The organism is Curtobacterium sp. RM9 (assembly GCF_054956955.1).
Genome location: NZ_CM143271.1, coordinates 3,364,546 through 3,383,078 on the forward strand (window position 1 = coordinate 3,364,546; position 18,533 = coordinate 3,383,078).

The window sequence follows — 18,533 nt, forward strand, 5'->3', positions numbered from 1 at the left end:
CGCCATCGGCGCGGGCGGTGCTCTCGCAGGCGGACTCGGAAGCGTTCTCGGTCTGTACGGCGCATTGCTCCTTGTCTGTGTCCTCCTCGCGGCAGGCTGGCTGGTCTACGCCATCCTCTTCTGGCAGCTCCGCAGCACGATCGACACCAACGAGACTCCCGCTCGCTCGTAGCACCCCTTCTGACTCCACTTCTCGAACGAAGCCAGCAGCGCCACACGCTCCGGCACGCAGCACTTCATCGCCAAGACACCAGGAACCCCATGCCCACCCCAGCACACCTGCGCCTGTTCACCTCCGAGTCAGTAACCGAGGGACATCCCGACAAGATCTGTGACCAGATCTCGGACACGATCCTGGACGCGCTGCTGACCGTCGACCCGCACGCGCGCGTCGCGGTCGAGACGATGGTCACGACCGGGCTCGTGCACGTCGCCGGTGAGGTCACCACCTCCGAGTACGTCGAGATCCCGAAGCTCGTCCGCGACGTCATCACGGGCATCGGCTACAACTCGTCCGAGGTCTCCTTCGACGGCCGCACCTGCGGCGTCGAGGTGTCGATCGGTGCGCAGTCGCCGGACATCGCGCAGGGCGTCGACGAGTCACTCGACGCCCGCTCCGGCGCCGGCATCGACCCGCTCGACCGCCAGGGCGCGGGTGATCAGGGCATCATGTTCGGGTTCGCGACGAACGAGACGCCCGAGTACATGCCCGTCGCGATCTGGCTCGCGCACCGCCTGGCGGAGCGGCTGGCCGAGGTCCGCAAGACCGGCGTGCTCGACTTCCTCCGCCCGGACGGCAAGACCCAGGTCACGGTCGGCTACGACGGCGTCGTGCCGAAGACCGTCGAGACCGTCGTGCTCTCCACGCAGCACTCGCCGGCGGTGACGCTCGACGAGCTCACGGCGCAGATCACCGAGCACGTCATCCGTCCGGTGCTCGACCTCGTCGAGCTGGACTCCTCGCACGTCGACGTGATCGTCAACCCCACCGGCCGGTTCGAGATCGGTGGCCCGCAGGGCGACGCCGGACTCACCGGCCGCAAGGTGATCGTCGACACGTACGGCGGAGCCTCCCGGCACGGTGGCGGCGCGTTCAGCGGCAAGGACCCGTCGAAGGTCGACCGTTCGGCGGCGTACGCGCTGCGCTGGGTCGCGAAGAACGCGGTCGCCGCGGGGCTCGCGGACCGACTCGAGGTGCAGGTCGCGTACGCGATCGGCCGTGCGAAGCCGGTCGGGCTGTACGTCGAGTCGTTCGGCGCCGGGCACGTCGACGACGCCACGATCGAGGCCGCGATCCTGCAGGTGTTCGACCTGCGTCCGGCCGCGATCATCCGCGATCTCGACCTGCTCAAGCCGCGCTACGCGCAGACCGCCGCGTACGGGCACTTCGGCCGTGAGCTCCCCGGGTTCACCTGGGAGCGACTCGATCGCGTCGAGGAACTCCGCGCCGCCGCAGGGCTCCTTCTCGCTGCAGTGTGAGTGCGCGTGTACGCAGGCAGGAAGTGAAGCCAGCGCCGTTGCCGTGTCAGGCCACCTGATGCACCGGTTCGAGCGCGGGGGACTGCTGCAGGTTTGGTTGACTCGTTCGTTCAGGCCGCGAGTGCGACCTGTGGGTTGATGATCGTCTCGTACTCGATCGGGGTCAACTTCCCCAGACCACGTTGCCGTCGTTTCCGGTGATAGGTCGCCTCGATCCAGGTAATGATCGCCAGCCGGAGCTCCTCCCGAGTCGCCCAACGTTTCCGGTTCAGGACGTTCTTCTGCAGCAGCGCGAAGAACGATTCCATCGCAGCGTTATCCGCGCACGCACCGACTCGGCCCATCGATCCGAGCAGGCCGGCATCACCCAGCGAGCGGACGAACTTCTTCGACCGGAGCTGACTACCCCGGTCCGAGGGCCGCTGGTGCCCTCTGTAACAAGCCTTCACGCACAGCTCGACGACGTCGCGCAGCTGAAGTCGACCGCAGCAGCGCTTCCCCGCAGCGCTCGTGATCTGTCGGTGGCGCCAGCGCTTATTGACGTAGGGCCTCACTGGGCGCGATGCGCGCTGCCCGGAGGCTGGCTGCCACGCCCCCTAACATGCCGACCACGATTCCCCCTCCGACCGCTGTCGGCATGAGCGCGAAGTTGAACACCGGCGACCAACGATTCGCGAGAGTGATGATGAGCACGGCCGCGAGGCCGCCCAGGAGACCGATGACGCCTCCTATCACGCCGATCGCACCGGACTCAACGACGATGAGCGCCGCAAGATGACGGGCCCGCGCTCCGACGGCCCTTCGTAGCCCCAGCTCACGGCGCCGTTCAAGGACAGAGAGCACAAGGGCGTTGGTCAACGCGGCCAGCGCGGCGAGGCCGGCGACTGCGGTGAGTGCGAGCAACGTCACTCGAACGCTGTCCTCAACCTTCCCACGGATCGTGGATGGATCCTGCGGTGCTCGTACCTGAACCGCGGTGGCATCCGTTGGCGCGATCGCGATGGGAAGCTGGCGAGCGACCTGCAGTGCGGCGCCCGCGCTGGTGGTGACGAACAACTGCCGTTGCCCGGAAGCGACGTCCTGTGATCCACCTGCATGGACGATGGCGCCCGAGAGTTCTGGCATCCGCGTCGAAGCCTCGATGATCCCTTGCACAGGCACGATCGCGTTCCCGATCTGGATGCGGTTCGCTCCAGCGCTTGGCCCTAATTGCATGCGAGCGGCAAGGTCCGCACCGATCAACACGCCGTGGGAGTTCGACTGCGACGGCCCCCACTCGTGGCTCGGCAGATGTGACCCGGTGAGACCGAAACCCGCACCCACGTCGCCGTAGACGGCGTAGGAGGGTGCGTTGTACGCGGGCCGGTCCGGGCTCGCCCTGACCTGGTCCACCGGTAGCGTGACCGCGAGGGCCGCCCTGCGGACCCCGGCAAGGTCGCTGGCAGCCTCGACTGCATTCGCAGCTGTCGGGGAATATCGGGCGGGAAGCATGTTGGGGTCCCATGTGGCCGAGACGCGGCGATTAGCAGCAGCGTTGAAGGTGTCTGCCACTTGCGCCCGCGACGTGTCGGATAGCCCTAGTGAGGTGACGACCAGTCCAACAGCGACCGCGACCGCCACGGCGAGGCCGAGGGTGCGTCCGGTGGTCGACGCGAGCCCACGGAGGGCGTCCCCAATCAGGTCCCGCACGCGCAAGGTCGCCGGACGCCGATTCGCTTCCACGTCCGCAGCGTCGCCGACGGCCGCAGGACGAAGGACCGACGCCGCTCCCACTATCGGGAGCAGCTGCCTGTCTCGCATCACGAACCGCCTGTCGGCCACGCTCGCAGCGGCGGACGAGTGCGTCACCATCACCACGGTGCGACCATCGTCTGCCAGGCGACGAAGTATGGCCAAGACCGCGGCGGTGTTCTCGGAATCGAGGTTGCCGGTCGGTTCGTCCGCGATGATGATCGGAGCATCCGAGGCCATCGCACGGGCGATAGCTACGCGTTGCCGTTCACCGCCGGAGAGCAGGTTCGCTCGCGTGAATGCTCGCTGTTCCAGTCCCACCGATCGAAGCGCATCGAGCGCCAGCTGCCGCCGCATAGGACGTGGCGTTGCGGTGTACAGCAGCCCGAGTTCGACGCTCTCCCAAGCAGGTCGGCGGTCGAGGAGATGGAAGTTCTGGAAGATGAAGCCGAGGTAGCGGCTCCTTGTCTGCGCCAGCTGCGACGCCGACATGCCATCGACACGCTCCTCCCCAAGGGAATACGCGCCATCGTCGATCTTGTCCAGTAGGCCCAGGATGTTCAATAGCGTCGATTTTCCGCTGCCGGACTCACCCTCGATCGCAATGAAGGTGCCGGCGGGCACGTGCAGGTCGACTCCGTTGAGGACTTCGAGGCGGGGTGGGCCAGCGAACGATTTCCGCACTCCTTGGAGAGTGATGTCGGGCACGGGCTAACGCACTTCGACGAGGTCGCCGGCGCTGACATCACCGTCGGTCGCGGTGATCGCCGATTGGCCGTTGAGCGTCGCGGTCTCCTGCACCTGGACGCGACGGAAGTCGCCGTTCTTGCTCTGCACAAGCACGTAGGCTCGGTTCGAGTCGCCAGTCGTGATGATGGCGGTCGTCGGGACGATGAGCGAATCACGTGCGGCGGACTGCAAGGTCACGTCGAGGGTTCCGCTCTTGCCGACCTGGTCGTTTGTCAGCCCGGAACCTGCGAAGGTGGCTGTCTGGTTTCCATCCGAACCGGCAGTCCCTACAGCGCTCACCTGCACGCTCTCGGTCTTGCCGTCTCCCAACTGCAGCTTCGCCTCCTGACCGACGGTCAGCCCGACGAGGTTCGCGCTGGGTGCGGTGGCCTCCACGGTAGGGGCACCGGAAGCGATGGACACAGTCGTGTCGGCGGACAACGACGTCCCAACCGGCAGACTCGAGGCCGCCCGCGCGGGCACGGCGTTGACGATGACGACCGCGGACGGCGGAAGCAGGACGTGAGTCACCGGCTTCTGTCCTGCTGAGGCATCGCCCGTCGCGTTCGCGTTGCTCGCCGCCGGTGCCGCGTCCGTACTAGTGCTCGTGTCAGTCGACGTTTTCCCATTGGAGGCGGCGGGCGTTTCCGAGGAAGTTGGGCTATCTGCACCGTCACCGTCGTCGGAGGTCGGTGCGTCGTAACCAAGCCGTGTGAACAGCAGGCGCACTGCTTGCTCGGTCGTCGAACCGAACACTCCGTCGGCCGTCAGATTGAAACCGGAGGCGTTCAGTCCTGCTTGGAGCTGCCGAACGTCCGGACCGCGGTCGCCGAAGGTCATCGACCGATACAGCGGAAACGACCCAGGCATGATGAACACGGGGGCTCCGTTGACCTCAACCAGCCGCGATCCAGCTCCGTAGGTGGCACCGGCAGTGACTGGGTTACCGGTCACTGTTCCCGAGCTGCCGGCGATGGCGACTTTCTGGTTCTGCGCCTGAGTCACGGTGGCGTTGATGCTGATTGTCTGGTCCAGGTCGCCGCGGAGCACTTTCGCGACGACTGCCCGCTTCGCTGGCGGCTGCGCTGCGGCCTCGCGCTGCGCTGGCGACTGAAACACGCTGGCCATCAGGAAGCCCGCGGCGAGACTGGCGACTACGATCGCGGCCCCGATCGCGCCGATCAGGACCTTCCGCCGACCACCAGAGGAAGCAGAGTCGCGCGTCATCCGGCAGACGGCGCATTCGCCGAGATGATCTTCGTGACAGTGTTGTCCAGCTTCTCCAGCTGCTTGCGCGCCGAAGCCAGTTCAGCCGTGTTCTGCTTCAGCTGCTGGTCCTGTGCGTCCCACTCGGCGTCGTACTGGGCTCGGGCGAAACCGGAGCTGGTGCGACATCCGACGTCCTTCAGCGCGAGGGCGCGCTCGTCCTCGGTGACGGTGCTCGCGGAAGGGCTCTCTGGGTCACTGAGTCCGAATCGCGTCGCGACCGACTGGGACGGCATCTGCACGGGAATCGTGGGCAGGTCGGGTACACCTGCGTCCTTCATGCACGTCCGCCACTTCGCCGCAGCGGCGAGCACAGGCTTCTTACGAAGCGACGACTCGAATGCTGCTGACGAGAGCGATGTGACGAAATTGGCAGTCGCGATCGGTGCAGCCGGCTGCTGCTTGCTGAGTTCCTTGTTGCAAGCATCGATGGCGTCCTGCTCGCCGGGCTGCAGCGTCCGGTACGCGTAGTTGTGCCACGCGTCGGCACTGCTCTGGACGGCAGCCAGCGGGTGGTAGCCCGCGGCCTGAGCGCGCTGCTCAGTGAAGGGGTCCCGCACCGTCATATCGAGCTTCGACGTGTCGAGGTACGGTACCGGTGTGTTGAAGCCCTTCTTCGCGAGACAGGGCTGTGCGATGAGCGCGTCAGCGTAGGCGACCTTCACATCCTGGCCAGGCGCGTACTGATACTCGTCGAGCGGCAACGCGCCCGAGGTGAAGTCCTTGCCTGAGGAATCCTGCGGATCGGCCGTCTTGTCGGATGCTGCGCTGCACCCTGCGACGGAAAGAGTGATGGCGATGACTGCAACGAGCGGGAAAGCCCGGGTTGTGAGGTTCATGTGCGGCCTTTCCCGCTCGTTGTTGGAGATGGCTACGGCTTCAGCGAAGAGAAGTAGCCGGAGGAGATGGTGTTCGACTGGCCCGACACGAGCCCGTCACTGTTGGTGATGTTGCCGTCACCGGTCTTCTTTGCGAGAGCGAAGCGCGCGGTGGTGCCGGCGGTCGGGTACGCCTTCGTGTAGTAGTACGTTGTCTCGTAGTTGCCGTTGTTGTAGAACGACAGCGAGTTGTCATTGGCGTTGATGCTCGTGCCCTTGAATGTCCACGTCGAGTAGTCGGGGATGTACTTCGAGAACGCCACCAGCGCGCCACCACTGTTCGACGTGACGTACGAAGCGTCGCGCCAGTTGCACGCGGAGCCCGACGGGCAGTCGGAGGGGGCGGCCTGGGCTGCCGGTGCCACGAGGAGAGTTCCCCCGAGCACAGCACCCACAGCAGCGAGGGACAGGAGCCCCTTGCGGATCGAGAACGACATGAGTCGCCTTTCTGGGTATGCGGTGTGAGCCGAGTAGCTCGGGTTGAACGTACTGTAAGCAGGTCGACCAACCAAGTTCTGGCGTATCCCCCAAACGGGGGCAGTGATGCGTTCGAGACAAGCTTCCCGCCTCCGAGAAGCCAAAGCATCCCTCGCACGGATGAAGCGCGTTCCGTCGCGAGAGCGAAAACGCTCGGCGTCGCGGCGGCCTCGACGGTGTTCGACGCCGACCGGGCACTCTGGGCAGTCACCGTAGGGGCGAGCCTTCACTGCTTTGGCCGCGACTCGGAGAGATCATCGGCGACGTCGAGTCGGCTTGGAGCCGCATCTTCGGGGTCGAGCCAACACAAGGCGCCGTGCGTCTGACATCGGATCCAGGTCGCACACCGTCGCGCACGCTGCTATCGAGCACCCGTTCTCCAGGGGCAGCTGAGGACCCGTTCCGGCAGCGATGCATCTCGGAGTTGCAGGCCGTCCCATATTGCGCGTGGGCAGCGTCACAAGTCCCAATGCTGGGTGTTTGACTCATTCTTTTCTTCGCTTACTTTCGGGTGGTCGACCAACTAATTCCGGTCTACCCGAAAGGCAATGACATGTCCCTTGTCCTCGATCCCGGCACTGTGGGAACGAACACCGATCACGGATTCGACGCCCTCCTTGGTTCGGCCCAAGATCGCTACCTCGGGGAGGGCCACCGCAGAGTGGGTTTGACCCTGGGCGTGCTGAACTGCATCTCCGGCTCCGAGTTCTCGACGAGCGCGCAACTCAGCTATCCGACCGATTGGTCGATGAAAGCCGGGGCCTCGCGAACGGCACATCTCAGCACCGTCGATGCAATCCGCATCGCCAGCCGTCTCCGCGAAACTCTCGCCCTTCAGGTACCACTACTTGCGGAATTCTCGGCGGAGCGTTCGTTGACAGTTCGCGCGGGTTCCCGCCCGTGGGAGGCGCTTGACGATGTGCCCGTTCAGACTGAGGTACTGCAGACAGAACGTGATGGCGCGGTGCGTCTGCAGCACACGATCGGGTCCCTGAAGGTCCTGTCCGACTGGGAGAAGCCCGACCAGGTACTTCCGACATCCGAAGCGTGGAAGGCAGGACAGGTGAGCGGCGTCCGACTTCTCCCGGACGATCGCGTGGAGTGTGTCTACGAACGAACGGCTGAGCGCGATGCGTCGATGACATTCCTTGAGGCAATGATGCTGACGGCGCAGATGGCGCAAGTCGCTCTCTACAGCGGCGACGCTGCTCGTCGTGACGCGAGTGGAAATATGTGGATGCGGCGTGCCCAGTTTGTTCGTCGTCGGTGGTCGTCGGACCAATCGCAGCTGATTGCCGCTCGGCTAGGAAACCGCCGCGAGTTGACCGTGGGCGGGCGTCAAATCGGCACCGCTGACGTTCACGCTGACGACGTCTTCGGCATTCAGATCGACGCATCCTTGGCTTCAGGCGCATGAGCACCCTGAGTGTCATCGAACGTTTCGGTCACCAGAGCCCGCAACCGATCCCGATGCTCGTCCGATGCGACGCCGTCGACGAGGAGCGTCCACATGGTGTCAAGGGACCCCATCAGGTCCTTACGTCCACTGCGCACATTCGACACCAGCTGCACTCCCGTGAAGGTTGCAACAACGCTCGCGCCGAGTCGTTCCGGAGGCACAGTGGTCGTCAGCTCCCCGGCAGCCTTCGCAGCCGCGAACGCTTCGATCACGCCCGAGATCCACTGATCGTAGAACGCGGATGTGGGGTCAGCGAAGACTCCTTGCTCCAGGGAGAGGCGGATGCCTGCGCGAACGATGCCGTCATCGAGAAGAAGCTGACCGATCCCCTTCGACGCACGAATGAGGGTCGCAAGCGGAGAGTCAGGGTCGTTCAGCTCCTGCATCACCGCGAAGGTGCGGGCGTTCTGCTCCTCGATGATCGCGAGAGCGATTGCTTCCTTCGTTCGGAAGTAGAAGTAGAGGAGACCTTGTCCGACACCCGCCTCAGTTGCGATCTGGGAGAGGCTCGCGGTCCCGAAGCCGACGCGGTCGAAGATGGCGGCCGCGGCGTCCAAAATCACCGCACGGCGCGCCATCGAGCGCCCCTGCTGTGGCGTCCGCTCGTCTGGCATGTGTTCTTCCTTCCGCTGCCCCATCAAAAACAGCGTATCGGGCGGCTCTTCCACGACCATGGTGGTGCGTCGTGAAGGTCGTCCTCACCGGTGCTCACGGCTTCGTTGGCCGACAGCTTCGACCAGCCCTTGCGGCGGCGGGCCATACAGTCACCGCGGTCGTTCGGCGAGCAGTTGAGCATGACCCTGCCGAGTTGGTAGCGGATCTTCGGAATGCCGACCTCGCCGGGGCCTTACGCGGCCAAGACTTCGTCGTGCATGCTGCATCGACGACCGATGGTCCCGCTCGGTCGCTCTGGGAGGGCAACGTCCGCGCCACCGAGCGGCTAGTCGACGCGGCCCGCAAATTGGACGTGCCGATGCTGTATCTCAGCAGCACTGGGGTGTACGGGCGGAGCTTTGGCTTCTTCGGTGATCCCACACGGATGACGCGCCGCCCCTCCTCGCCATTGTCTCAAGCTCGCGCAGCCGCCGAGGACCTCGTCCTCCAAGCAGGCGGGACAGTCATACGATCTCACGTGGTCTTTGGCGACGGCGACCGCTGGGTCGCGCCTCCCCTCGCACGTCTCATGATCAGCGAAGAAGCTTGGCTCGGAGCGCCCGATGTCAGGGTCGCGGCAATCTCCACCTGTCGACTCGCTGAAGGCGTCACCGCCCTCCTGAGCCGCCCCTCACTGCCCTCGATCCTTCACGCCAGCGAATCCGCACCCGTTGCCGTCGAGTCGCTCGTCGCAAGCTCCTTCCGAGCGGCAAATACACCACTACCGACTCGCTCCCTCACTATCGAAGCCGCCTTCGCGAAGCTGCAGGCGCAGGGCGTCACACTCAACGCATTGCGGATGCTCGGCCTCCCCAGCCGCATGGACTCAGCGGTATTTTGGGGAACACCCGCCCCAGTAGCAGCCGCGATCGAAGGGCCCGCAATCGACCGGCGATCATGGCTTACAGCGACAAAGTCCGCCGACTCGTTCCCGGACGGTCCTCCGGGCCATCGGCTCGCCGAGCTAGCGGTGACCGCTCCGACGCGGACGAACTGACTATCCTGATGAGACGCGGAGAGGCACCACCCCCCAGCGGTGCCTCTCCGCAGCCTCTCACACCGCCCATCGCTCGCGCGTCAATCGGGCAACCTGCCGAAGTTGCTCAACGTCGCCGCCTCGCCAGCAGACGTGGCGATCAAATTCGCTCGACAGGGCCGACTGACTCCGTCGCTACAGGTCCATCTCCACGATGTCCTCTGGCACGCGAAGATGCGTCGCACGGCCACCCGACTCGTACCACGGGTAGAGCAGCTGCGGCACCCCGGCGGGGACGACGCCTTCCTCCTGCAGCGTCCTCGTGATGCGCACCACAGGCTTGGTGAACCCGGTCAACATCTTCTCGTCAGGCAGATTCGCAACCTTATAAACCTGATCTCTATCGAGAGAACCCCCGTTCGCAGCCGCCGCTTCGATCACGTCGGCCTGCGCCAGCTCCTCATCGCGAAGTGCCCGCAGAACCGCCCCGACAGCGTCAGCAGTCCAGGCGGCGACCTCGTCGCGAACTCGCTCGACGTCCTGCACGGACTGTGGGTCAATTTCCACGTCGAGCACCTCCGAGGCTTGCAGGAATGCTGCCGGTTCCAGCAGGTGCACTCGCCCTCCAGCGGCTTCGCGGAACTCTTCGATCAGCTCTCGCCTCGGGCCGATGAGGGCGCCCTGTGCGCCACGTTCCCACCAGTCCTCTTTGACGTCTCCCGTGACGAGAACAAGGTCAAGATCTCGCGCTTTCGCTTCTTCGAGCAGCTGCACCCAGATCAGGTAGTCTCCGGCTGCACGCTCAGGGTTGTCCGACTCCAGCTTGTCGGCGTCCTTGAACCCGGGTGGAATCTGCTCAACCACCCGCCTGTTGCCTTCGAGAATTTCCGCCTCGCTGCGGTCTTCGGTGAACGCTGGGCCCACCTTGCCTTGGAGGATGGGCTCGAGTCTGTTCAGCACGCTGTCATCGTCTGTCGGCGGCGCGGCAGATACGCGAACAGACCCCACAGCTTCAAGGCGGGCGTTGACCTCGACGTAGGCGTCCTCGATCAACGCCGCTAGTTCCTGGGTCGTTTCTTGCGGGAGGGCAACCTGCTTAGCCCACCGCTCAATCGCGGCGGTAGACCCGTCACGATTCTTCAGCAGAAGGCGATGCGCCTCTGCTCGGGCGCCGGCCGGGTTGCCGAGCACGAGACGACGGTTCCGCCAGAACTCGCGTAGCACCTGGTGTGGGACGAAAAGACGGTCGCCCAGCTTCGCCAACAGACCCAGAAGGTCACTGACCGTGGCTGGGTTGTACCGGTACAAACTCAGTAGAACGTTGGTATCGATCGCGACCAGGCCGTCCCGAAGAGCGGCGTGCAGCTCCGCCTCTCGGGGTACTCGGTAACCTTCGAATTGGGTGTATAGGCCGTGCTCGGGCAAGACGTGTCCCTTCTAGATGATGCTCAGTAAGCTGGTCGTTTGACCAACTCTGGCCGCACACCAGGGAGAGCGCAGCCCCCCATTAACGTGTCGAGCCACCACCGACGCCTACGGCGGTTTCCTTCGCACCGGCAAGACGGCGGCGTTGGTCCTGTCTGTCCGACGCCGCCCGAGGACATGGCAGCGCGGCGATTGTCAGACGCCGCGTCGGGTCTGCCAACCGCGATGAGGGTGCTGCGCGCGCAGGGCAAGCTCAAGCCGGTGCCGTTCGCGGCGGAGCCGTTCTTGCCGGCGGCGGAAGCGGCGGAATCGTAAGCCGTCGAGTCCACCCCGAAGGGTCCACCCGGCCCACATCGTTCGCGGCACGAACGCCGCTAGGAGGGGCAGCGTGTAGGCGCTGAGAATACCAATCACCGTGATGCGGACGGGTGGTGAGCTTGGCAGCGATGCCATGATGACGCCGACCGGTGCTACGGCGACGAGTGTCGACGATGCCGTAGTGAGAAGCTCACCCCACCGGCTAATCGAGCTATCTCGCGCCTGGCTGATCAAAGCCGACTGCAGGGTCCCGCCGATCGCCGCTGCAACGCAGATGCAACAAATGACTACGAAGTCGAGGGGATCCCATTGCAAACGGGCCGACTCGAATATGCCTGCCATCGCTGTAACGCCGCTAGCCACCAGGGCGGCGCCGAAGGCCAGAGCACCGAGGCTCAGCGACAGACGCAACCAAAGCCGGCCACCCTCGTGCTGAGGCGGCATTGCCTCGATCCGTTGCTGAAGGTCGTTCTCGGTGTTGGCGAGCACGCTGAGCTGCTGCTGCGGCGAACCGAGAACAATGACGCCACCCCAGAACGCCGCCGAAACGATCAACGTCGTCACGAGCGTGCTTGCCCAGAGGTGACGTGACCCCGAACCAGGGGCGGCGAGGCTGACCAGGCTCAGCATGAGCGTGGCCATCGCGATGCCAGCAATGATCCAACTTGCGGTGGCCAGACGTCGCCGGTTCGCGGCCGCGTCTTGTTCGTGCAGGTCCACGAAGTTCTGTCCCACCAGGATGGCGATAACGGCGAGGATCGCTGCAAAGAGGGTGGGAAGTAGCCAATTTGCATCTCCAGCCACCTCCAGGCTGAGTCGCGTGACGGCACCCCAGGTTTCGGAAGCGGTCGCACTGAGCGCAGAGCCTGAAGCGGCAATCACCGCAACACCGACGGTAGTGATCACCGTGGAAGCGACGAGGGCGACACCAGTGCGCAGAGGCATCCAGATGCGGGAGGCGGGCGCAAGCTCAGGGCCTGCGACTGGACCGGGGGTGTGAGGATGTGCGCCGCCCTCGGTGGGCTGCGTAGTCATGGGGACGCTCCTGCGGTACACGACGGACTTCTGCTTGCGTTGCGACAGTTCGATTTGCCACGTACGCCGCCTACTTCTCGGGCCGGAGCCCGCGGACGCCGCGGGCAGCGGCGAACACAAAGTAGGTCGCTCGACCAGGTTAGAGTACCTGTACGTCTCGCGTTGTCACGGAGGGTGTCGACGCGACGAGAACCGGAGGTGCACCGTGAGCGCTTGGGGGGACGTCCCGACCTGGATCACAACGCTGGCCGTCGGCTTCGGTGCCGTGCAGCTCTATCAGGATCGCCAGAGCCGCCAGCGACAGACAGAGGTCGAGGCGCGTTCGCAAGCCGGCGCAGTGTCAGCTTGGGCCGGATCCCTGCGGGCGGCACCGAACCAGGTGCAGGAGTACGGCTTCGTCATCGCCAACGACTCCGGCCTACCCATCCGAGACGTAGCTGTCGACGTCGCACTGCACGGTCATCCGCAAGCGCAGATGGAGATCGTGGTGCTCCCGACGGGGCGCTACTTCGGCTTCTCGCGGACAACAAGTGGGACTACCCCGCAGAGCTGCGGGAGTTCGACCGCCCCGTCCGCCCATATACGCGCACCGACCGCTACAGGGTCATCGCAGTGACGTTCGCCGACACCCTCGGCGTGCGCTGGTCGATCAACGCGTCCGGTGCGCTCGATCGATGTTCTTCGTGATGGGTCAGTACCAGGCACGCAACCGAGAGCAGTCCCGGCACATTCAATAGAGACGCGTATGAACTCCAGCAGACCGCCGTCGCTCCGTCAGCCGGACTTCGGCCTCACGGATCGACCGCATGCCGGCGAATAGCAGGGGCGCTGCGCTCATCCGCCAGTGAGCCGCGCGTAGGAGAAAGTCGGTGGATCGCCTCAGTATGGGTGTGATGAGCGAAGGTCGCTCGCACCGAAGGGAATGACGATGTCGATTCAAATCACTCATGTCAAATTCACGAACAACGTTCGCGATCACGAGCACATCTCTCACGTCGCGTGGACTTCGAGCGAAGGCAAATCCGCCACGAGCACGCGCGCGGAGATCGTCGCTTGGATCGACGTGGAGAAGGGGGTGGCTTACGTCGGAGCGGGCGCACAGCAGGTTCGCGTTCATACGGTGCACCCCGTAGGTCGGGATGCTTACCTCCGAACGCAGGCCGACAACGCTTGGTCGAACAACCTGCTCGCGCTGCCAACGTTCTAGCGACCGCCCGCAAGGCATCCTCGGAAGTCGGACGGCAAGCTGACCTCCTCTGACGGGAGACGACTGCTCGCAGAGGAGGTCAGCACGAGCCCTGTCCCGTCGGCGTCGAGCCCGCGGAGCGCACCGTCGAACTGCGATCGCCAGGCTGATGGCGCCACGCGGCTGCCGACGCGGCGACGCCCCGCACCGGTGTGCAAGTTGCCGAATTCAGATTGGACGTAGACGTCAGTTTACCGCGGCGCTTCGCATATCAAACATGGGCCGTGATACCAGAGGGCGCGTCAGCCTCTCTTTACTCGGCCACAAGCCACGAATGAATGGTGTCAACGAGTAAATCAAGGTCATCGTCGCTTTCAAGAGTGCAGCGAGCGTTCCCGATCCCGTGATGCCCTTTGCCCGTCGTGTCGGCGACGAACGGGAGGTGCTGCAGCGTGTTGAGCGGCAGTGGGAGCGTGACCGAGAGGCGGCGCTGGGCACGCAGGACACTTAGGAACGCCAGCGATCGAGTGCCAGCCGCTCCCTCGATGGGGCGGTTGCGCCGATAGGAGTAGAACGCTCCGCGAACTACGAGGGTGCACATCGGGTCGCGCAGCCGAACCTCGCGGTCGAGGCGAGCAGCGAGACGGCGCACTGGCTCGTCAGCGTCGGCGAGCAGCTCGATCACAGCGTCGGCCTGGTCGACCTTGGTGATCTTCTGCATCCAGGTTTCCTGGTCCAGGCCGAGCAAGCGGCAGGACTCGTCTCGGAACCGCGTCCAGCTATCCGACGTCATCGCGGCGGCTTGAAAGCAGCGATGATTTCGCGGGCCCGTTCCCCGGACAAGCCGAGCTGTAAGCCTAGCGAGGCCGCCGCCTCTGCTCGAAGCTGGCGGGCTTGCGCCTCTGCTGCTTCGGCAGCGGCAAGTGAATTAGTGACCGCGCTGGTGAGGGCCTGGTCGGGAATCGGGAGTTGAAGGTCCCGGATCTCACCCCACCGGACCCGCGTGCGTCCGATCCCCGTTGAGAGCAGCAGCAATTCCGAGCGGGCTTCTTCGGTCCGAAGCAGTGACCAGACCACCGGCGCGGGCAGGTCCGTCGTTGATCCACAGACGGTGTACTCGCTCGTGACATACAACCCGGCCAGGGCCTCGGGGATTACAGCTATCGCCCCGTGAATGGCGTTGATGTGACTAAAGACAAGATCGCCGGCTTCGATTCGAGTGAGATCCCGTTTCACTCCAGGGTCGACTTCGTCGCCCGCCTCGGCGAAGCCGTCGTAGCGAACTCGCAAGTAGCGCAGTTCCCCGACGCTGTCTTCGGTATTGACGACCCGCCCCGGATGCGACTCACCTGTAACCGGAGCCAGCAGGTCGCGAACAGCGCGGATGGTGAAACCAGTGTCAGCCCACTCGTCCAAGCGCGCTGCTCGGGGCACAAGACAGGCTTTGACATCCATCCGCTCCTGGATGGCATCAGCGTCAACCTGCCACCGAGGATCGCCCTTACCGTTCAGGAAGTCGTCGAAGAGTGCGCTGACCGTCTTGATCTCAGCGTCGGCACGTTCCCGGTTGTGACGGTCGACCGGTAGCTCACGTGCGCGTGGAGCGTCGTCGACGCCTACGTGTCCGCAGTAGAACATGAAGACCGAACCTTGCTCGTCGCTAGGCTGCTCCTTCTTCTCCAGGACAAGGATGGAGGTCTTCACACGAGCTTGCGATCGCTGGAACGCGTCGCCGGGCAGCGAGACTACGGCCTTCACGAACCAGTTGCGTCTGATCCAGCGGCGCACACGCGCGTTCCCCGCGGATCCAAGGATGCTGTCGTCGAGCACGGTGATGAGTCGGCCGCCCGGCCCGAGCAGGTCGTAATACCGCTCTAGGAACAGGACCATCGAGCTGACCGTCTTCAGCGGCAGCTGGGCTCCACCGTCGGTGTTGAACGCGAGGACGTAGTCGTCGAGGAGCGCGTTGTCCCGATCGGCGCGGGCTTTCCGCTCGTACTCCTTCGCGAACGGCGGATTAGTGAGGACCACGTCGACGAGGCCGGCCGCCCCGGCGGACGATACGAGTTCACGAAACTCCTTCTTCTCCTTCCCCAGTTCCGGGCTGTCCTCCGGGAAGGTCGTCACCTTCTTGTCCAGCGAGTCGAGCTGGTAGATCCGCGTGCCGCCGTCGCCGTGAAGGTACATGTTGATCCGCGCAATACGAGCAAGCGCGGGGTCGCGAGCTACGTCGATACCGAACAGGGATTCCTCAGCAACCTCCTGCATGGATCGCGCCGGCACGCCACTCTTGGAACTTCTCCGGGAAGGCTTCTCTGGAGGCCCGAACGTCGACCGCCGCGATCCGCGCCGGTAGTACGGACGCTTCTGACTCAGACGGCGTCACCACCCATCCAGGATATTCGGCACCGGCACGCGAGAGCTATCGCGGTTGCCCGAAGGCTGCTGCGTGATCACCCAGCTCAGCGCGTTCACGACGGCAATGTGATTCCTCCTCGCGAGGGCCAGCACTAGCGCATTGTGATCGCCCAGATCGTGGTGCGCGGGCGGATCACTCGTGATTCCACGTCGACGGGTGCGTTCTCGACCGCATGGACCGCGCCTCATAACCGAACGCCCCTCCAGGCGTTCATGGAGGGACGTTCGGCTTGTGGTCATCGACTAGGCGCTACTGGCACCGCTCGGTCGCTCTCCTTCCAGGGTCCGAAAGAACCGCTCGGCGTACTTGTCCGCCTGGTCACGAACCCATCTGTCGTTGATGACTAGTGACCAAGCCAGGAGCGCACCAGCGTTGATCACGATTGCGCTGATTCCAAGTCCTGCGTCGCCACTGAAGACAGCCAGGACCGTCGACGCGCCGAGCGCGATCGCCGCGATGATTATTCCGAGGGGACGAGCCGCTCGCAGGTTGCGTCGGAACCCGTAGGCAATGTTCTCGTTCAGGAGCAGTCGGGAGCCGACCGCTCCGTCTCGGACACGGTCGATGGAGAGTCGCACGGCGTGCACGATCTCCTCAGTTGCTTCGTCGGGGTGATCGCGCTCACGACGTGCTGTGGGAAGCGTCATGCCAGAAATTCGTTCGACGTCAGAACGGCGCCGCGCCCTCAGCGTCGCTGAACCCTCGAAGGTCGAGCGCAGTTGCAGAGTGGTTGGCAGTCCACCCCAAGCGCTGACGAGCCGTTGCTCCGTTGTTCGGCCTCGGTGGAGGAGCAGCTGGACCGCCAGGGTCACTCCTCCTAGGAAGCCTAGGCTCGGCAACGTCCCCGCGAGCGGCAAGGCACCCCAGAAGAGCAGCAGCGTGAGGGCGGGTGCTCCGATGAGTACGGCCGGAAGGACTCGCGCCTTCAGTCCGTACTCATCAAAGTACCCGCGGATTCCGGTCACTCGTCCTCGTCTTCTTGCAGAGGCTTGACCGGAGTGCAGGGGGTGTAGCCAGGCCGATCGCTATCGCCGTGGTGGATGTTCTGCCCCTCAGTTGTGATCACCCTTGCTCCCCGGCGTCCGAGCGCGTTGGTCACCTTGGGCGAGGGGTGCTTCTTGGACGCCTTAGCGCTAGAGACGAAGGATGCGAGAGGGCCGTGGGGGCTGTTCTCGGTCCCGATCACCCGGTCGAGGATGGTCGGTCCGAGGTTGTGCTTACTGCCGTGGTGCGGAGCTTGGAAGAAGGTCAGCGGCTTCAGCGCAAACGACCCGATGGTCGCCTCGTAGTCATCTGCGGCGGCGGTGATGGCACTGATGCCAGCGTCTCCGGTGAGCATCGAGCGGCGTTCGCCCTCGCGGATGAGAGTGATAGTGCTCATTTGGTTCCGGGGACCGGTGTCATCGGTGTCGTTGAGAGTCTCCGCCGGGAAGAAGCTCAGCACACGGTCAAGCAGGTCCGTCCCGGCCGCTAGCAGTACGGACAGCTTGGACTTGCTGAAGCGTTCTGCTGCCATCCCGCTTGTGGCCTCCTCGATGGCTTCGATGAGGCGAGCCTCGTAGAAAGCGTTCGAGGGCCCGAGAATTCGTACAGCCCCGCCAAAGCGCTCCGTCCCGGTGAAGGGCTCGGTGATGCGGATGCCTCGTGACACTGCTGCGTCGTAGACGGCTTCGATCTTCCCGTAGTTCCCAAGCTGGCCAGCGTCGCCGTTGTGCTTCCATGGCAGGTGCATCATCAGTTCGTCGACGTCGAGTGTCTCGATGACGGTGAGCAGCCCGTTGAGGTGGTCAGTGTCCGGGTGTGTCGAGATGACGAGGTCGACGTGATCTGTGTCGTACCAAGTCCGGAACCGTTCGATCACCTTGTCACCGGTCGGCCCGAAGCCTCCGTCGACGATGATGCGCCGCTGCGACCCGGTGGCGGCGTCGGCAACGTTGACGATGATGGCGTCCCCGCTGCGGGATCCGTCCGCGTCTTCGTTCTCGACGGCGAGAAAGTCAATGTCGTACAAGTCGTGCCTCCTTGGCACTTGATGAGACAGGACCCACGGTGACGCAGCAGCCGGCGAACAACGAGCTAGCGAAGAACGCTGTCGTTGCCCTCCAGGCCGCGCGCCATCGTGGACTCCCTCCCGAGGAGGCAGATGCACGCCGTTGTCCACCATGTGGCTGACTGGCGTAAGGGTTACGGAACCCTTAAGGTCGAGGACGTCCCGCAAAGACACCTCAGCCCCGATCTGCTGTATGAGAACCCCCCACTCAGACCAGCCGGTCGGGGCTCTGTTTGTACTCAGCATTGTAGTCGAAACCACCGACTAACTGAGGGGATCACCTAACTCTCGCAGCGGTACGGCTCTCCAGCCGGTCAGGCCAACAGCGCTCGAAGTGATCCCCTCCCAGAAGCGCGGTCACCGCGGCTTCCTCAGCTGTCGAGTGCTTGCCCCTCCGGCTCTGCGAGGGAACCTGGCGACTCGAAAAGCTACGAACCGGCCCCGGACCGTT

15 protein-coding genes and 1 pseudogene are annotated in these 18,533 nt (G+C 64.5%); 4 read left to right on the forward strand and 12 right to left on the reverse strand.

What is annotated here, in order from left to right; genetic code table 11:
• Nucleotides 1-261: 261 nt before the first annotated feature.
• Nucleotides 262-1,479: a methionine adenosyltransferase gene (gene metK, locus ACY3FI_RS16100; RefSeq protein ID WP_462548619.1), complete on the forward strand. Its 1,218-nt coding sequence runs from the start codon at nt 262-264 to the stop codon at nt 1,477-1,479.
• Between the two features lie 110 nt (nt 1,480-1,589).
• Here the strand turns inward: metK and ACY3FI_RS16105 are convergent.
• From ACY3FI_RS16105 to ACY3FI_RS16125, 5 genes and pseudogenes are all read right to left on the reverse strand, one after another.
• Nucleotides 1,590-1,895 (reverse strand): annotated as a pseudogene (locus tag ACY3FI_RS16105) (transposase); the annotation flags it as partial.
• Between the two features lie 118 nt (nt 1,896-2,013).
• Nucleotides 2,014-3,918, reverse strand: a complete 1,905-nt coding sequence (locus ACY3FI_RS16110) for an ABC transporter ATP-binding protein (protein ID WP_462548620.1) — start codon at nt 3,916-3,918, stop codon at nt 2,014-2,016.
• A gap of 3 nt (nt 3,919-3,921) precedes the next feature.
• Complete coding sequence (locus ACY3FI_RS16115) at nt 3,922-5,166, reverse strand: peptidoglycan-binding protein (RefSeq protein ID WP_462548621.1); 1,245 nt, start codon at nt 5,164-5,166, stop codon at nt 3,922-3,924.
• Nucleotides 5,163-6,044, reverse strand: coding sequence for a hypothetical protein (locus ACY3FI_RS16120; RefSeq protein ID WP_462548622.1), 882 nt, complete (start codon nt 6,042-6,044; stop codon nt 5,163-5,165). Before ACY3FI_RS16120 ends, ACY3FI_RS16115 begins: the two co-directional genes overlap by 4 nt.
• 32 nt (nt 6,045-6,076) lie before the next feature.
• Nucleotides 6,077-6,520, reverse strand: coding sequence for a peptidase inhibitor family I36 protein (locus tag ACY3FI_RS16125; protein WP_462548623.1), 444 nt, complete (start codon nt 6,518-6,520; stop codon nt 6,077-6,079).
• 593 nt (nt 6,521-7,113) lie between these two features.
• On the opposite strand from ACY3FI_RS16125, the gene ACY3FI_RS16130 reads away from it, so the two are divergent.
• On the forward strand, nt 7,114-7,977 hold the full coding sequence (locus ACY3FI_RS16130; RefSeq protein WP_462548624.1) for an AvrD family protein: 864 nt from the start codon (nt 7,114-7,116) through the stop codon (nt 7,975-7,977).
• Here the strand turns inward: ACY3FI_RS16130 and ACY3FI_RS16135 are convergent.
• Entirely contained in the window at nt 7,944-8,693 is a 750-nt protein-coding gene (locus tag ACY3FI_RS16135) for a ScbR family autoregulator-binding transcription factor (RefSeq protein ID WP_462548625.1), read from the reverse strand. The two genes, ACY3FI_RS16130 and ACY3FI_RS16135, sit on opposite strands and share 34 nt — an antisense overlap.
• An 11-nt stretch (nt 8,694-8,704) precedes the next feature.
• Between ACY3FI_RS16135 and ACY3FI_RS16140 the strand changes: the two genes are divergently transcribed.
• Nucleotides 8,705-9,670, forward strand: coding sequence for an NAD-dependent epimerase/dehydratase family protein (locus ACY3FI_RS16140; RefSeq protein WP_462548626.1), 966 nt, complete (start codon nt 8,705-8,707; stop codon nt 9,668-9,670).
• A 174-nt stretch (nt 9,671-9,844) separates the two neighbouring features.
• On the opposite strand, the gene ACY3FI_RS16145 is transcribed toward ACY3FI_RS16140, so the two are convergent.
• Both ACY3FI_RS16145 and ACY3FI_RS16150 read right to left on the reverse strand, forming a co-directional pair.
• Entirely contained in the window at nt 9,845-11,074 is a 1,230-nt protein-coding gene (locus tag ACY3FI_RS16145; RefSeq protein WP_462548627.1) for a PIN-like domain-containing protein, read from the reverse strand.
• A 195-nt stretch (nt 11,075-11,269) separates the two neighbouring features.
• Complete coding sequence (locus tag ACY3FI_RS16150) at nt 11,270-12,298, reverse strand: hypothetical protein (RefSeq protein WP_462548628.1); 1,029 nt, start codon at nt 12,296-12,298, stop codon at nt 11,270-11,272.
• Between the two features lie 1,057 nt (nt 12,299-13,355).
• On the opposite strand from ACY3FI_RS16150, the gene ACY3FI_RS16155 reads away from it, so the two are divergent.
• A complete protein-coding gene (locus tag ACY3FI_RS16155; RefSeq protein WP_462548629.1) occupies nt 13,356-13,634 on the forward strand; it encodes a DUF3892 domain-containing protein in 279 nt (92 codons plus the stop codon).
• A gap of 292 nt (nt 13,635-13,926) precedes the next feature.
• Here ACY3FI_RS16155 and ACY3FI_RS16160 read toward each other — a convergent pair whose 3' ends face one another.
• The 4 genes from ACY3FI_RS16160 to ACY3FI_RS16175 form a co-directional block, all read right to left on the reverse strand.
• Nucleotides 13,927-14,334 (reverse strand): hypothetical protein, encoded by a 408-nt coding sequence (locus ACY3FI_RS16160; protein WP_462548630.1) that lies wholly within the window; start codon nt 14,332-14,334, stop codon nt 13,927-13,929.
• A 68-nt stretch (nt 14,335-14,402) separates the two neighbouring features.
• Nucleotides 14,403-15,896, reverse strand: coding sequence for an HsdM family class I SAM-dependent methyltransferase (locus ACY3FI_RS16165; protein WP_462548631.1), 1,494 nt, complete (start codon nt 15,894-15,896; stop codon nt 14,403-14,405).
• Nucleotides 15,897-16,274: 378 nt separating this feature from the next.
• Nucleotides 16,275-16,997: a hypothetical protein gene (locus tag ACY3FI_RS16170; protein ID WP_462548632.1), complete on the reverse strand. Its 723-nt coding sequence runs from the start codon at nt 16,995-16,997 to the stop codon at nt 16,275-16,277.
• Nucleotides 16,994-18,043 carry a ComEC/Rec2 family competence protein gene (locus ACY3FI_RS16175; protein ID WP_462548633.1) on the reverse strand — a complete coding sequence of 350 codons (1,050 nt, stop codon included), beginning with the start codon at nt 18,041-18,043 and terminating at the stop codon, nt 16,994-16,996. The genes ACY3FI_RS16170 and ACY3FI_RS16175 overlap by 4 nt, the downstream gene beginning before the upstream one ends.
• Nucleotides 18,044-18,533 lie beyond the last annotated feature (490 nt).